The sequence below is a fragment of the Mycolicibacterium obuense genome, assembly GCF_055397605.1.
On the sequence record NZ_AP043663.1, the window covers coordinates 1153910 to 1166082 of the forward strand.

21 protein-coding genes are annotated in these 12173 nt (G+C 67.0%); all 21 read left to right on the forward strand.

The genetic code is table 11. The annotated features are described in order from the left end of the window. Positions 1-2: 2 nt before the first annotated feature. The 21 genes from rplB (at position 3) to ACZ50N_RS05630 (ending at position 12173) form a co-directional block, all read left to right on the forward strand. Positions 3-842 carry a 50S ribosomal protein L2 gene (rplB, locus tag ACZ50N_RS05530; protein ID WP_046362679.1) on the forward strand — a complete coding sequence of 280 codons (840 nt, stop codon included), beginning with the start codon at positions 3-5 and terminating at the stop codon, positions 840-842. 11 nt (positions 843-853) lie between these two features. Further along, the gene (gene rpsS / locus ACZ50N_RS05535; protein ID WP_011739061.1) at positions 854-1135 is read left to right on the forward strand and encodes a 30S ribosomal protein S19; all 282 of its coding nucleotides are present in this window, start codon (positions 854-856) and stop codon (positions 1133-1135) included. After that, the gene (gene rplV / locus ACZ50N_RS05540) at positions 1135-1584 is read left to right on the forward strand and encodes a 50S ribosomal protein L22 (protein ID WP_046362680.1); all 450 of its coding nucleotides are present in this window, start codon (positions 1135-1137) and stop codon (positions 1582-1584) included. Before rpsS ends, rplV begins: the two co-directional genes overlap by 1 nt. Then, positions 1584-2420 (forward strand): 30S ribosomal protein S3, encoded by an 837-nt coding sequence (gene rpsC / locus ACZ50N_RS05545; protein WP_046362681.1) that lies wholly within the window; start codon positions 1584-1586, stop codon positions 2418-2420. The genes rplV and rpsC overlap by 1 nt, the downstream gene beginning before the upstream one ends. 2 nt (positions 2421-2422) lie before the next feature. Beyond that, the gene (gene rplP, locus ACZ50N_RS05550) at positions 2423-2839 is read left to right on the forward strand and encodes a 50S ribosomal protein L16 (RefSeq protein ID WP_046362682.1); all 417 of its coding nucleotides are present in this window, start codon (positions 2423-2425) and stop codon (positions 2837-2839) included. After that, positions 2839-3072 carry a 50S ribosomal protein L29 gene (rpmC, locus tag ACZ50N_RS05555; protein WP_046362683.1) on the forward strand — a complete coding sequence of 78 codons (234 nt, stop codon included), beginning with the start codon at positions 2839-2841 and terminating at the stop codon, positions 3070-3072. The genes rplP and rpmC overlap by 1 nt, the downstream gene beginning before the upstream one ends. Beyond that, on the forward strand, positions 3072-3368 hold the full coding sequence (rpsQ, locus tag ACZ50N_RS05560; protein WP_046362684.1) for a 30S ribosomal protein S17: 297 nt from the start codon (positions 3072-3074) through the stop codon (positions 3366-3368). Before rpmC ends, rpsQ begins: the two co-directional genes overlap by 1 nt. A 94-nt stretch (positions 3369-3462) precedes the next feature. Further along, a complete protein-coding gene (locus tag ACZ50N_RS05565; RefSeq protein ID WP_464474861.1) occupies positions 3463-5820 on the forward strand; it encodes an arylsulfatase in 2358 nt (785 codons plus the stop codon). Position 5821: 1 nt separating this feature from the next. Further along, entirely contained in the window at positions 5822-6439 is a 618-nt protein-coding gene (locus tag ACZ50N_RS05570) for a hypothetical protein (protein ID WP_464474862.1), read from the forward strand. A gap of 5 nt (positions 6440-6444) precedes the next feature. Continuing rightward, a complete protein-coding gene (locus ACZ50N_RS05575; protein WP_073682392.1) occupies positions 6445-7323 on the forward strand; it encodes a formylglycine-generating enzyme family protein in 879 nt (292 codons plus the stop codon). A 180-nt stretch (positions 7324-7503) separates the two neighbouring features. After that, positions 7504-7872 (forward strand): 50S ribosomal protein L14, encoded by a 369-nt coding sequence (rplN, locus tag ACZ50N_RS05580; protein WP_024440402.1) that lies wholly within the window; start codon positions 7504-7506, stop codon positions 7870-7872. After that, positions 7872-8189, forward strand: a complete 318-nt coding sequence (rplX, locus tag ACZ50N_RS05585; protein ID WP_046362688.1) for a 50S ribosomal protein L24 — start codon at positions 7872-7874, stop codon at positions 8187-8189. The genes rplN and rplX overlap by 1 nt, the downstream gene beginning before the upstream one ends. A 1-nt stretch (position 8190) precedes the next feature. Further along, positions 8191-8757: a 50S ribosomal protein L5 gene (rplE, locus tag ACZ50N_RS05590; RefSeq protein WP_043405794.1), complete on the forward strand. Its 567-nt coding sequence runs from the start codon at positions 8191-8193 to the stop codon at positions 8755-8757. A gap of 3 nt (positions 8758-8760) precedes the next feature. After that, positions 8761-8946: a type Z 30S ribosomal protein S14 gene (locus ACZ50N_RS05595; protein ID WP_011778599.1), complete on the forward strand. Its 186-nt coding sequence runs from the start codon at positions 8761-8763 to the stop codon at positions 8944-8946. A 77-nt stretch (positions 8947-9023) separates the two neighbouring features. Beyond that, complete coding sequence (gene rpsH, locus ACZ50N_RS05600; RefSeq protein ID WP_011895861.1) at positions 9024-9422, forward strand: 30S ribosomal protein S8; 399 nt, start codon at positions 9024-9026, stop codon at positions 9420-9422. 15 nt (positions 9423-9437) lie between these two features. Continuing rightward, the gene (gene rplF, locus ACZ50N_RS05605; protein ID WP_464474863.1) at positions 9438-9977 is read left to right on the forward strand and encodes a 50S ribosomal protein L6; all 540 of its coding nucleotides are present in this window, start codon (positions 9438-9440) and stop codon (positions 9975-9977) included. Positions 9978-9980: 3 nt separating this feature from the next. Continuing rightward, positions 9981-10394 (forward strand): 50S ribosomal protein L18, encoded by a 414-nt coding sequence (gene rplR, locus ACZ50N_RS05610; RefSeq protein WP_046362690.1) that lies wholly within the window; start codon positions 9981-9983, stop codon positions 10392-10394. A 25-nt stretch (positions 10395-10419) separates the two neighbouring features. Beyond that, the gene (rpsE, locus tag ACZ50N_RS05615) at positions 10420-11082 is read left to right on the forward strand and encodes a 30S ribosomal protein S5 (RefSeq protein WP_048425044.1); all 663 of its coding nucleotides are present in this window, start codon (positions 10420-10422) and stop codon (positions 11080-11082) included. A gap of 4 nt (positions 11083-11086) precedes the next feature. Beyond that, the gene (gene rpmD / locus ACZ50N_RS05620; protein ID WP_046362692.1) at positions 11087-11266 is read left to right on the forward strand and encodes a 50S ribosomal protein L30; all 180 of its coding nucleotides are present in this window, start codon (positions 11087-11089) and stop codon (positions 11264-11266) included. 3 nt (positions 11267-11269) lie between these two features. After that, a complete protein-coding gene (gene rplO, locus ACZ50N_RS05625) occupies positions 11270-11713 on the forward strand; it encodes a 50S ribosomal protein L15 (protein ID WP_464474864.1) in 444 nt (147 codons plus the stop codon). A 118-nt stretch (positions 11714-11831) separates the two neighbouring features. Next, on the forward strand, positions 11832-12173 hold the full coding sequence (locus tag ACZ50N_RS05630; RefSeq protein WP_133413581.1) for a DUF732 domain-containing protein: 342 nt from the start codon (positions 11832-11834) through the stop codon (positions 12171-12173).

Consider the following 12173-nt stretch of genomic DNA (forward strand, 5'->3'; position numbering starts at 1 on the left):
AGATGGCTATTCGTAAGTACAAGCCGACGACTCCAGGTCGCCGCGGCTCGAGCGTCTCCGATTTCGCCGAGATCACGCGTGACCATCCGGAGAAGTCGCTGGTTCGTCCGCTGCACGGCAAGGGCGGCCGCAACGCACACGGCCGCATCACCACCCGGCACAAGGGTGGCGGCCACAAGCGCGCCTACCGCGTCATCGACTTCCGTCGCCACGACAAGGACGGCGTCAACGCCAAGGTCGCACACATCGAGTACGACCCGAACCGCACCGCGAACATCGCGCTGCTGCACTACCTGGACGGCGAGAAGCGCTACATCATCGCGCCGCAGGGCCTCAAGCAGGGCACGATCATCGAGTCGGGCGCCAACGCCGACATCAAGCCGGGCAACAACCTGCCGCTGCGCAACATCCCCGCCGGCACCGTGATCCACGCTGTGGAGCTGCGGCCCGGCGGCGGCGCGAAGCTGGCCCGCTCGGCCGGTGTCAGCATCCAGCTGCTCGGTAAGGAAGGCACCTACGCCTCGCTGCGTATGCCCAGCGGTGAGATCCGCCGCGTCGACGTGCGCTGCCGCGCCACTGTCGGCGAGGTCGGCAACGCCGAGCAGGCGAACATCAACTGGGGCAAGGCCGGCCGTATGCGCTGGAAGGGCAAGCGCCCCACCGTCCGTGGTGTCGTGATGAACCCGGTCGACCACCCGCACGGCGGTGGTGAAGGCAAGACCTCCGGCGGCCGCCACCCGGTCAGCCCGTGGGGTAAGCCCGAGGGCCGCACCCGCAAGCCGAACAAGGCGAGCGACAAGCTCATCGTCCGTCGCCGGCGCACCGGCAAGAATAAGCGCTAGGGAGTAAAGCGATGCCACGCAGCCTGAAGAAGGGCCCGTTCGTCGACGACCATCTGCTGAAGAAGGTCGACGTACAGAACGAGAAGAACACCAAGCAGGTCATCAAGACCTGGTCGCGCCGGTCCACCATCATCCCGGACTTCATCGGCCACACCTTCGCCGTCCACGACGGTCGCAAGCACGTGCCGGTGTTCGTCACCGAGTCGATGGTCGGGCACAAGCTGGGCGAGTTCGCCCCCACCCGCACCTTCAAGGGTCACATCAAGGACGACCGGAAGTCCAAGAGGCGGTAATGACTACAGCGATTGAATACCCGTCCGCGAGCGCGAAGGCGCGCTTCGTGCGCGTCTCGGCGACCAAGGCACGGCGCGTCATCGACCTGGTCCGCGGCAAGAGCGTCGAGGAAGCCCTCGACATCCTCCGCTGGGCGCCCCAGGCCGCCAGCGAGCCGGTCGCCAAGGTGATCGCCAGCGCCGCTGCGAACGCGCAGAACAACGAGGGGCTCGATCCCTCCACGCTGGTCGTCGCCACCGTCTACGCCGACGAGGGCCCGACGGCCAAGCGCATCCGGCCGCGCGCGCAGGGTCGCGCCTACCGGATTCGCAAGCGCACCAGCCACATCACCGTGATCGTGGAGAGTCGTCCGAGCCGGTCCGCCAGAGGCGGCGCGTCCGCGTCCACAGCGCGTGCACGCCGCGCGCAGGCCAGCAAGGCCGCCAGCAACAAGGGAGGCTCGGAGTAGTGGGTCAGAAGATCAATCCGCACGGTTTCCGGCTCGGCATCACCACCGAGTGGAAGTCGCGGTGGTTCGCGGACAAGCAGTACGCGGACTACATCAAGGAAGACGTCGCAATCCGTAAGCTGCTGGCCACGGGCCTGGAGCGCGCCGGCATCGCCGACGTCGAGATCGAGCGCACGCGTGACCGCGTGCGGGTCGACATCCACACCGCCCGCCCCGGCATCGTCATCGGCCGCCGCGGCACCGAGGCCGACCGCATCCGCGCCGACCTGGAGAAGCTCACCAAGAAGCAGGTGCAGCTGAACATCCTCGAGGTCAAGAACCCCGAGTCGGTGGCCCAGCTGGTGGCCCAGGGCGTGGCCGAGCAGCTGAGCAACCGCGTGGCGTTCCGCCGCGCGATGCGCAAGGCGATCCAGTCGGCGATGCGCCAGCCCAACGTCAAGGGCATCCGGGTGCAGTGCTCGGGTCGCCTCGGCGGCGCCGAGATGAGCCGCTCGGAGTTCTACCGCGAAGGTCGAGTCCCGCTGCACACGCTGCGCGCCGACATCGACTACGGCCTCTACGAGGCAAAGACCACCTTCGGCCGGATCGGCGTGAAGGTCTGGATCTACAAGGGCGACATCGTCGGTGGCAAGCGTGAGCTGACCGCCGCCGCACCGTCCGCGGACCGCCCGCGTCGCGAGCGTCCGTCGGGTACCCGTCCGCGCCGCAGCGGCGCGTCGGGCACCACGGCGACGAGCACCGACGCCGGCCGGGCCGCCACCGAGAGCCCAGCAGAAGCACCCGCAGCCGTCGAAGCGACCGCGGGCGCACCCGCCCCGGAAAGCACGGAGAGCTAGTCATGCTGATTCCCCGCAAGGTCAAGCACCGCAAGCAGCACCACCCGCGGCAGCGCGGCGTCGCCAGCGGCGGCACCACGGTCAGCTTCGGTGACTACGGCATCCAGGCTCTGGAGCACGCCTACATCACCAACCGGCAGATCGAGTCCGCCCGTATCGCCATCAACCGGCACATCAAGCGTGGCGGCAAGGTGTGGATCAACATCTTCCCCGACCGTCCGCTGACCAAGAAGCCCGCCGAGACCCGCATGGGTTCCGGTAAGGGTTCGCCGGAGTGGTGGGTGGCCAACGTCAAGCCCGGCCGCGTGCTGTTCGAGCTGAGCTACCCCGACGAGAAGATCGCCCGGGACGCTCTGACCCGCGCCATCCACAAGCTGCCGATCAAGGCTCGCATCGTCACCAGAGAGGAGACCTTCTGATGGCAGTAGGAGTTTCGACGGGAGAGCTCCGTGAGCTCACCGACGACGAACTGACCGACAAGCTCCGCGAGTCGAAGGAAGAGCTGTTCAACCTGCGCTTCCAGATGGCGACCGGCCAGCTTGCCAACAACCGCCGGCTGCGTGTCGTCCGGCAGGAGATCGCACGGGTGTACACCGTGCTGCGCGAACGTGAGTTGGGTCTGGCCGCCGGACCCGGAGGTGAGGATTCCTAATGGCAGAAACGAAGGGTGACAAGCACACCCCGCGGACCGAGGAGTCGCGCGGTCGCCGCAAGACCGCCATCGGTTACGTCGTGTCGGACAAGATGCAGAAGACCATCGTGGTCGAGCTCGAGTCCCGCAAGATGCACCCGCTGTACGGCAAGATCATCCGGACCACGACGAAGGTCAAGGCCCACGACGAGAACGGCGACGCCGGTATCGGCGACCGCGTGTCTCTGATGGAGACCCGGCCGACGTCGGCGACCAAGCGCTGGCGCCTGGTCGAGGTCCTCGAGAGGGCCAAGTAGCCGCACGGCACGAGCTGTCAGAACCCCCGCACGCCAATTGGCTGCGGGGGTTTCTGCCTGCCAGGGGGGTTCGCTGGGTGTACTGTCCGGCGCTATGACCTCGGACTTCAACGGCAAGATCGAACTCGACATCCGGGATTCCGAACCCGACTGGGGTCCGTACGCGGCGCCCGTGGCCCAGCCCGAGGCGCCCAATGTCCTGTATTTGGTGTGGGACGACACGGGTATCGCGACGTGGGACTGCTTCGGTGGGCTGGTCAACATGCCTGCGATGAGCCGGATAGCCGAACGGGGCGTGCGCCTGTCCCAATTCCACACCACCGCACTGTGCAGCCCCACGCGCGCCTCGCTGCTGACCGGACGTAACGCGACGACGGTCGGAATGGCCACCATCGAGGAGTTCACCGACGGTTTCCCCAACTGCAACGGGCGAATACCGTTCGACACCGCACTGCTGTCGGAGGTGCTGGCCGAGAACGGTTACAACACCTACTGCGTGGGCAAGTGGCACCTCACGCCACTCGAGGAGTCCAATCTCGCGTCGACCAAACGGCATTGGCCGCTGGGCCGGGGCTTCGAACGGTTCTACGGATTCATGGGCGGGGAGACCGACCAGTGGTATCCCGAGCTGGTCTACGACAACCATCCGGTTCCGCCGCCGGCGACGCCCGAGGAGGGCTACCACCTGTCGAAAGACCTGGCCGACAAGACGATCGAGTTCATCAGGGACGCCAAGGTGATCGCGCCGGACAAGCCGTGGTTCACCTACCTGTGCCCGGGCGCCGGGCATGCGCCGCACCACGTGTTCGCCGAGTGGGCCGACCGCTACGCCGGGGTCTTCGACATGGGTTACGAGCGGTACCGCGAGATCGTGCTGGAGAACCAGAAGCGGCTCGGAATCGTCCCACCCGACACCGAACTCTCCCCGATGAATCCGTATTCGGATGTCACGGGTCCGAACGGTGAGCCGTGGCCGGCGCAGGACACCGTGCGGCCGTGGGATGACCTCGACGACGACGAGAAGCGGTTGTTCAGCAGGATGGCCGAGGTGTTCGCCGGTTTCCTGTCCTACACCGACGACCAGATCAACCGCGTCCTGGACTATCTCGAGGAATCGGGCCAGCTGGACAACACGATCATCGTCGTGATCTCCGACAACGGCGCCAGCGGGGAAGGCGGACCGAACGGATCGGTCAACGAGGTCAAGTTCTTCAACGGGTACATCGATTCGGTCGAGGAAAGCCTGAAGCACTTCGACGATCTCGGCGGGCCGGAGACCTACAACCATTACCCGATCGGCTGGGCGATGGCGTTCAACACCCCCTACAAGCTCTACAAGCGCTACGCCTCCCACGAGGGCGGCATCGCCGACACTGCGATCCTGTCCTGGCCCAAGGGAATCGCCGCGCACGGCGAGGTGAGGGACAACTACGTCAACGTCGCCGACATCACGCCCACCGTGTACGACCTGCTGGAGATCACTCCGCCGGCGATCGTGCGCGGGGTGCCGCAGAAGCCGCTCGACGGTGTGAGTTTCAAAGTGGCGCTGGACAATCCGCATGCGCCGACGGGTAAGGAAACACAGTTCTACACGATGCTCGGCACACGTGGCGTCTGGCACAGGGGCTGGTTCGCCAACACCGTGCACGCCGCGTCGCCCGCGGGCTGGTCGCACTTCGACGCCGACCGCTGGGAGTTGTTCCACATCGAGGCCGACCGGAGCCAGTGTCGGGATCTGGCCGCCGAGCACCCCGAGAAGCTCTCGGAGATGGTCGATCTGTGGTTTGCCGAGGCGGCCAAGTACAACGGGTTGCCGCTGAGCGATCTGAACATGCTCGAGACCATGACGCGGTGGCGGCCGTACATCGCCGGTGAACGGGATTCCTACGTCTACTACCCCGGAACCGCCGACGTCGGGATGGGTGCCGTCGTGGAGTTGCGCGGACGATCGTTCGCGGTGATGGCGGAGGTCACCGTCGATGACGACGATGTCGATGCCGATGGTGTCATCGTCAAACACGGTGGAGCACATGGCGGTTACGTGATGTACGTGCAGGGGCATCGGCTGCACTTCTGCTACAACTTCCTCGGCGAACAGGAGCAGACCCTGTCGTCATCCGATCCGCTGACTCCCGGGCAGCACGTGCTGGGTTTCGCGTTCACGCGGACCGGGACTGCTGAAGGCAGCCACACCCCGATCGGCGACGGCGCCCTCTACATCGACGACACCAAGGTGGCCGACTACCGCGACATGCGCGTGCACCCGGGCACTTTCGGTCTGGCCGCCGCCAGTCTGAGTGTGGGGGCCAACAACGGGTCACCGGTGACGCGCGCGTACGCCGCGCCGTTCCCGTTCACCGGCGGCACCATCGCCCAGGTGAAGATCGACGTCTCCGGTGCGCCGTACGCCGACCTGGAACGAGATTTCGCGCGGGCCTTCGCCAAGGACTGACGTGGTTCGCGGTGCACTGGCGCTGCTGGCGGCGGGAACAGCGCTGCTGCTCCCGTCGTGTGTCCGCGGCAGTGACGGCTCGCCGATCATGCGGCCTGCCGAATCCTCAATGGCCGCTGCGTCTTCGGCGGTGCCGACCGACGACGTGCCGGGTGTCGTTCCGACCCCTGCGGCGACGAGCGACGAGGACTGTGCGCCGGTGGGCGTCCCGGTCGACGTGCGCATCGACAATCCGAAGGCGCCCACCGTGGTGGTCGGAGTGCCTGACGGGTGGACCGCGACGCCGGCGCAAGACGGGGTGACGATGCAGGGCCGAGGAATGTCGGGCACCGTGACGATCACGGCGACACCGATGGGTCCGGCGCAGGCGTTTCGCCGATACGCCGACGACCTGACCGCCGAGAGTGAGTTGAGCACGCTGAGCCTCCTGCCCGCGCAAACCTGCGGGTTCAGCGGGCAGAAGCTCATGGGCCAGCTCGACGAGGTCGTCTATGAGGCCCGCATCGTGCACGTGCCGGGCTATCTGATCGCGGTGTACGCCGAGGCGCCGACCGGCACCCCCGACTTCGATGCGGCGGCGGCGGTGCCGACCGGGGGACTGAGGATCGGCCTACCCTGAACGCCATGCTGACCGAGCTCGTCACGCTCGACGGCGCACGATTCCGGATGGGATCGACGCAGTTCTATCCCGAAGAGGCACCGGCGCACACCGTCACCGTCGAGCCGTTCGCGATCGAACGGCACCCTGTCACCAACGCCCAATTCGCCGCATTCGTCGCCGACACCGGCTATCGCACGGTCGCCGAGATCGCCCCCGATCCGGCGGCCTATCCCGGTGCGACGCCCGCCGATCTGGTACCCGGCGCGCTCGTGTTCCGGCCCACGCGCGGTCCGGTCGACCTGCGCGACTGGCGGCAGTGGTGGGAGTGGGTGCCCGGCGCGAACTGGCGGCGGCCTTACGGGCCGGGCAGCACCGTCGAGCCTGATCACCCTGTGGTGCAGGTCTGTTACGCCGACGCGCTGGCCTACGCCCGCTGGGCCGGCCGACGGCTACCCACCGAGGCGGAGTGGGAATTCGCCGCCCGCGGCGGTGCGAGCACCATCTATCCCTGGGGCGACGAGGCGGCCCCGGGCGGGGAGCAGATGGCCAACATCTGGCAGGGCGACTTCCCGTACCGCCACACCGGCCGCATCGGCACGACCCCGGTGGGCACGTACGCACCCAACGCCTACGGACTGGTCGACATGATCGGCAACGTCTGGGAATGGACCACCACCCGGTTCACCGGACACCACCAGCTCGACGGACGGGTCGACTCGTGCTGTGGACCTGCCGGCCCGGATGCTGTGCCCGACCCGGCGGTGAACCAGGCGCTCAAGGGCGGCTCCCACCTGTGCGCCCCGGAGTACTGTCACCGCTACCGGCCGACCGCACGTTCCCCGCAGTCACAGGACAGCGCCACCACGCACATCGGCTTCCGGTGCGTCGCAGGTCCCCTCTGACCAGCGATTTGGTGCATTCGCCGAGCTCACCTAGTATGTAGGGGTTGCCTAGGGCAGACCTCGGTTATCTCACGTTCATTCTGACGGAGAAAACCCTGCGTGCTCTTTAGGTGACACAGACCGCGCACGTCAGGGTCGGTAATCCTGCGTGCATACGAAAACCCAGGTCGAGGAGATCGAGTGATTCAGCAGGAATCGCGGCTCAAGGTCGCCGACAACACGGGCGCCAAGGAGATCTTGTGCATCCGCGTTCTCGGTGGCTCGTCGCGGCGCTACGCCGGCATCGGTGATGTCATCGTGGCCACCGTCAAAGACGCCATCCCCGGCGGCAACGTCAAGCGTGGCGACGTCGTCAAGGCCGTCGTCGTGCGCACCGTCAAGGAACGCCGCCGCGCCGACGGCAGCTACATCAAGTTCGACGAGAACGCCGCCGTCATCATCAAGGCCGACAACGATCCGCGTGGCACCCGCATCTTCGGGCCCGTCGGTCGCGAGCTGCGCGAGAAGAAGTTCATGAAGATCGTTTCGCTCGCCCCGGAGGTGTTGTGATGAAGGTTCGTAAGGGCGACACCGTGCTCGTCATCTCGGGCAAGGACAAGGGCGCCAAGGGCAAGGTCCTGGTGGCCTACCCCGAGCGCGACAAGGTGCTGGTCGAGGGCGTGAACCGGATCAAGAAGCACACCGCGCAGTCCGCCAACGAGCGGGGCGCCTCGTCGGGCGGCATCGTCACCCAGGAAGCCGCGATCGCGGTGTCCAACGTGATGCTGCTCGATTCCGACGGCAAGCCGACCCGCGTCGGCTACCGCATCGACGACGAGACCGGCAAGAAGGTCCGCATCGCCAAGACCAACGGCAAGGACATCTGACATGACCACTGTTGAGACCAAAGCCCTGCCCCGCCTGAAGCAGCGCTACCGCGAAGAGATCCGCGACGCGCTGCAGAAGGAATTCGGCTACGCCAACGTCATGCAGATCCCGGGCGTGGTCAAGGTTGTCGTCAACATGGGTGTCGGTGACGCCGCCCGTGACGCGAAGCTGATCAACGGCGCGGTCAACGACCTGGCGCTGATCACCGGCCAGAAGCCCGAGATCCGTCGCGCCCGCAAGTCCATCGCCCAGTTCAAGCTGCGCGAGGGCATGCCCATCGGTGCCCGCGTCACGCTGCGCGGCGACCGCATGTGGGAATTCCTCGACCGGCTGATCTCCATCTCCCTGCCCCGTATCCGCGACTTCCGCGGCCTCAACGGCAAGCAGTTCGACGGCACCGGCAACTACACCTTCGGACTGACCGAGCAGTCGGTGTTCCACGAGATCGACGTGGACAGCATCGATCGGCCGCGCGGCATGGACATCACCGTCGTCACCACGGCGACCAACGACGACGAAGGTCGGGCGCTTCTGCGGGCGCTGGGCTTCCCGTTCAAGGAGAACTGAGCAATGGCAAAGAAGGCTCTGGTCAACAAGGCCAACAAGAAGCCCAAGTTCAAGGTGCGGGGCTACACGCGCTGCAACCGCTGCGGTCGCCCGCACGCGGTGTTCCGCAAGTTCGGCCTGTGCCGCATCTGCCTTCGCGAGATGGCGCACGCCGGCGAACTGCCCGGCGTCCAGAAGTCCAGCTGGTAAGCCAGCCCAACCCACGAAACATGTTGCGGTAGGCCCGAATACCTGGGAACCGCCGCGAGAAAGGTGAACCGGCTGTCATGACCATGACGGATCCGATCGCAGACTTCCTGACACGTCTGCGCAACGCCAACTCGGCGTACCACGATGAAGTGACCCTGCCGCACAGCAAGATCAAGGCCAACATCGCCGAGATCCTGAAGTCCGAGGGGTACATCAGCGACTACCGCACCGAGGACGCCCGCGTGGGCAAGTCCCTCGTCGTGCAGCTCAAGTACGGGCCCAGCCGGGAACGCAGCATCGCCGGCCTGCGCCGGGTGAGCAAGCCCGGTCTGCGCGTGTACGCCAAGTCCACCAACCTGCCGCGCGTGCTCGGCGGGCTCGGTGTGGCCATCATTTCCACGTCGTCCGGTCTGAGGACCGATCGCCAGGCCTCCCGTGAGGGCGTCGGCGGCGAAGTCCTCGCCTACGTGTGGTGAGGGAGGACTAGTCACATGTCTCGCATTGGAAAGCAGCCGGTCCCGGTTCCCGCCGGTGTCGACGTCACCATCAACGGACGCAACGTCGCGGTCAAGGGCCCCAAGGGCACGCTGACCCTGGACGTGGCCGAGCCGATCGAGGTGTCCCGCGGCGACGACGGCGCCATCGTGGTGACCCGGCCCAACGACGAGCGGCGCAACCGCTCGCTGCACGGACTGTCCCGCACGCTGATCGCCAACCTGGTGACCGGCGTGACGCAGGGCTACACCACCAAGATGGAGATCTTCGGCGTCGGTTACCGCGTGGTGGCCAAGGGCAGCGACCTCGAGTTCGCCCTGGGCTACAGCCACCCGGTGCTGATCAACGCGCCCGAGGGCGTGACCTTCGCGGTGGAGACGCCGACGAAGTTCTCGATCTCCGGTATCGACAAGCAGGCCGTCGGCCAGATCGCGGCGAACATCCGTCGCCTCCGCAAGAGCGATCCCTACAAGGGCAAGGGCATCCGCTACGAAGGCGAGCAGATCCGCCGCAAGGTCGGAAAGACAGGTAAGTAGTAGATGGCTACCAACACCAAAACCCCAGCAGCGACCGGGCACACCCCGGTCGGCAAGAACGTGTCTCAGATCCGCCGGACGGCGCGGACGCGCCGGCATGCGCGGCTGCGCAAGAAGGTCGCCGGCACCGCCGAGCGGCCCCGCCTGGTGGTCAACCGCTCGTCGCGGCACATCCATGTGCAGCTGGTCGACGACGCCCAGGGCGTCACGCTAGCGGCGGCCTCCTCCATCGAGGCCGACGTGCGTGCCCTCGAGGGTGACAAGAAGGCCGCCAGCACGCGGGTGGGCCAGCTGATCGCCGAGCGCGCCAAGGCCGCCGGCATCGATCAGGTCGTGTTCGACCGCGGTGGCAACACCTACGGCGGACGGATCGCGGCACTGGCCGACGCGGCGCGCGAAGGCGGGTTGAAGTTCTGATGACGTACAACGAGAGGACTGCATGATGGCCGAGCAGGCTGGCGCCGGTTCGGCGCAGGACAATCGCGGCGGTGGCCGTGACGGTGGCCGGGGTCGCCGCGATGATCGCGGTGGCCGGGGCGGACGTGACGACCGCGAGAAGAGCCAGTACCTGGAGCGCGTCGTCGCGATCAACCGCGTCTCGAAGGTCGTCAAGGGTGGTCGCCGGTTCAGCTTCACCGCGCTGGTGATCGTCGGCGACGGCAAGGGCATGGTCGGCGTCGGCTACGGCAAGGCCAAAGAGGTCCCCGCCGCGATCGCCAAGGGTGTCGAGGAAGCGCGCAAGAACTTCTTCCGCGTCCCGCTGATCGGCGGCACCGTGACCCATCCTGTGCAGGGTGAGGCTGCGGCCGGTGTCGTGATGCTGCGTCCGGCCAGCCCCGGTACCGGTGTCATCGCCGGTGGCGCGTGCCGCGCGGTGCTGGAATGCGCCGGCGTGCACGACGTGCTGGCCAAGTCGCTGGGCAGCGACAATGCGATCAACGTGGTGCACGCGACCGTCGCCGCGCTGAAGCTGTTGCAGCGCCCCGAAGAGGTCGCGGCTCGCCGCGGCCTGCCGATCGAAGATGTGGCGCCCGCCGGCATGCTCCGGGCTCGTCGTGAGGCCGAGGCTGCAGCTGCAGGCGCCGCGCGTGAGGGAACGGCTTAGGAACATGGCAGAACTCAAGATCACCCAAGTGCGCAGCACCATCGGTTCGCGCTGGAAGCAGCGGGAAACCCTGCGCACCCTCGGGTTGCGCAAGATCCGCCAGTCCGTGGTGCGCGAGGACAACGCGCAGACACGCGGACTGATCAAGACCGTGCACCACCTCGTCACGGTGGAGGAGGTTTAACCCATGGCTCCGATCAAGCTGCACGACCTGCGGCCGGCTCCCGGGGAGAAGACGCCGAAGACCCGCGTGGGTCGCGGTGAAGGCTCGAAGGGCAAGACGGCGGGCCGCGGCACCAAGGGCACCGGCGCCCGCAAGAACGTCCCGGTGGGCTTCGAGGGCGGCCAGATGCCGATCCACATGCGCCTGCCGAAGCTCAAGGGCTTCCGTAACCGGTTCCGCACCGAGTACGGCGTCGTCAACGTCGGCGACATCGCCAAGGCGTTCCCCGAGGGCGGCACCATCGGTGTCGACGAGCTGGTGGCCAACGGCCTGGTCCGCAAGAACGTTCTGGTGAAGGTTCTCGGCGACGGCAAGCTGTCGGCCAAGGTCGACGTCACCGCGCACAAGTTCAGCGGTAGTGCCCGCGAGGCGATCACCGCCGCCGGCGGCAGCGCCACCGAACTGTAAGGCGATACACAGCCACTGACCCCCGCTCCGGCGGGGGTTTTTGGTTGGTGGACGGTAACGTCGTGGCGGCCAGGGGCGATGGAGTCACCGACGGGGAGACCAAAGGAGCAGCTCGACAATGATCAACCGGCGCGCAGTCGCGGCGTTCGTCGCCGCCGGGGTCGCCCTCGGTGCGGCGGCCCCCGCTCAGGCGCAGACCACTGATGAGGCATTCACCGCCGCGGTGACCAAGCTGGGCATCCCCTTCGCGCCGAACACTGATCTGCCTGCCGTCGGCAAGCAGGTCTGCGAGCTGCTGACCTCCAGCCTGGCCGCCAACAGCGTCAACCCGGTGCCCGCGGTGCGTGGGGTGGTCACCCAACTGTCCAGCCGCGGTCTCGATCGCGCGCAAGCAGGCAGCCTGCTGAAACTGTCGGTGCAGGCGTACTGCCCGCAGCAGGCCCGCTTCGTCGGGCGCTGA

Coding starts and splice junctions, on each gene's coding strand:
- rpsH (WP_011895861.1), top strand. CDS start 9,024: ATGACCATGACGGATCCGATCGCAGACTTCCTGACACGTCTGCGCAAC.
- rplV (WP_046362680.1), top strand. CDS start 1,135: ATGACTACAGCGATTGAATACCCGTCCGCGAGCGCGAAGGCGCGCTTC.
- rplB (WP_046362679.1), top strand. CDS start 3: ATGGCTATTCGTAAGTACAAGCCGACGACTCCAGGTCGCCGCGGCTCG.
- rplF (WP_464474863.1), top strand. CDS start 9,438: ATGTCTCGCATTGGAAAGCAGCCGGTCCCGGTTCCCGCCGGTGTCGAC.
- rplO (WP_464474864.1), top strand. CDS start 11,270: ATGGCTCCGATCAAGCTGCACGACCTGCGGCCGGCTCCCGGGGAGAAG.
- ACZ50N_RS05630 (WP_133413581.1), top strand. CDS start 11,832: ATGATCAACCGGCGCGCAGTCGCGGCGTTCGTCGCCGCCGGGGTCGCC.
- rpmD (WP_046362692.1), top strand. CDS start 11,087: ATGGCAGAACTCAAGATCACCCAAGTGCGCAGCACCATCGGTTCGCGC.
- rplX (WP_046362688.1), top strand. CDS start 7,872: ATGAAGGTTCGTAAGGGCGACACCGTGCTCGTCATCTCGGGCAAGGAC.
- rplP (WP_046362682.1), top strand. CDS start 2,423: ATGCTGATTCCCCGCAAGGTCAAGCACCGCAAGCAGCACCACCCGCGG.
- ACZ50N_RS05565 (WP_464474861.1), top strand. CDS start 3,463: ATGACCTCGGACTTCAACGGCAAGATCGAACTCGACATCCGGGATTCC.
- rplR (WP_046362690.1), top strand. CDS start 9,981: ATGGCTACCAACACCAAAACCCCAGCAGCGACCGGGCACACCCCGGTC.
- rpsE (WP_048425044.1), top strand. CDS start 10,420: ATGGCCGAGCAGGCTGGCGCCGGTTCGGCGCAGGACAATCGCGGCGGT.
- rpsS (WP_011739061.1), top strand. CDS start 854: ATGCCACGCAGCCTGAAGAAGGGCCCGTTCGTCGACGACCATCTGCTG.
- rpmC (WP_046362683.1), top strand. CDS start 2,839: ATGGCAGTAGGAGTTTCGACGGGAGAGCTCCGTGAGCTCACCGACGAC.
- ACZ50N_RS05575 (WP_073682392.1), top strand. CDS start 6,445: ATGCTGACCGAGCTCGTCACGCTCGACGGCGCACGATTCCGGATGGGA.
- rpsQ (WP_046362684.1), top strand. CDS start 3,072: ATGGCAGAAACGAAGGGTGACAAGCACACCCCGCGGACCGAGGAGTCG.
- ACZ50N_RS05595 (WP_011778599.1), top strand. CDS start 8,761: ATGGCAAAGAAGGCTCTGGTCAACAAGGCCAACAAGAAGCCCAAGTTC.
- rplE (WP_043405794.1), top strand. CDS start 8,191: ATGACCACTGTTGAGACCAAAGCCCTGCCCCGCCTGAAGCAGCGCTAC.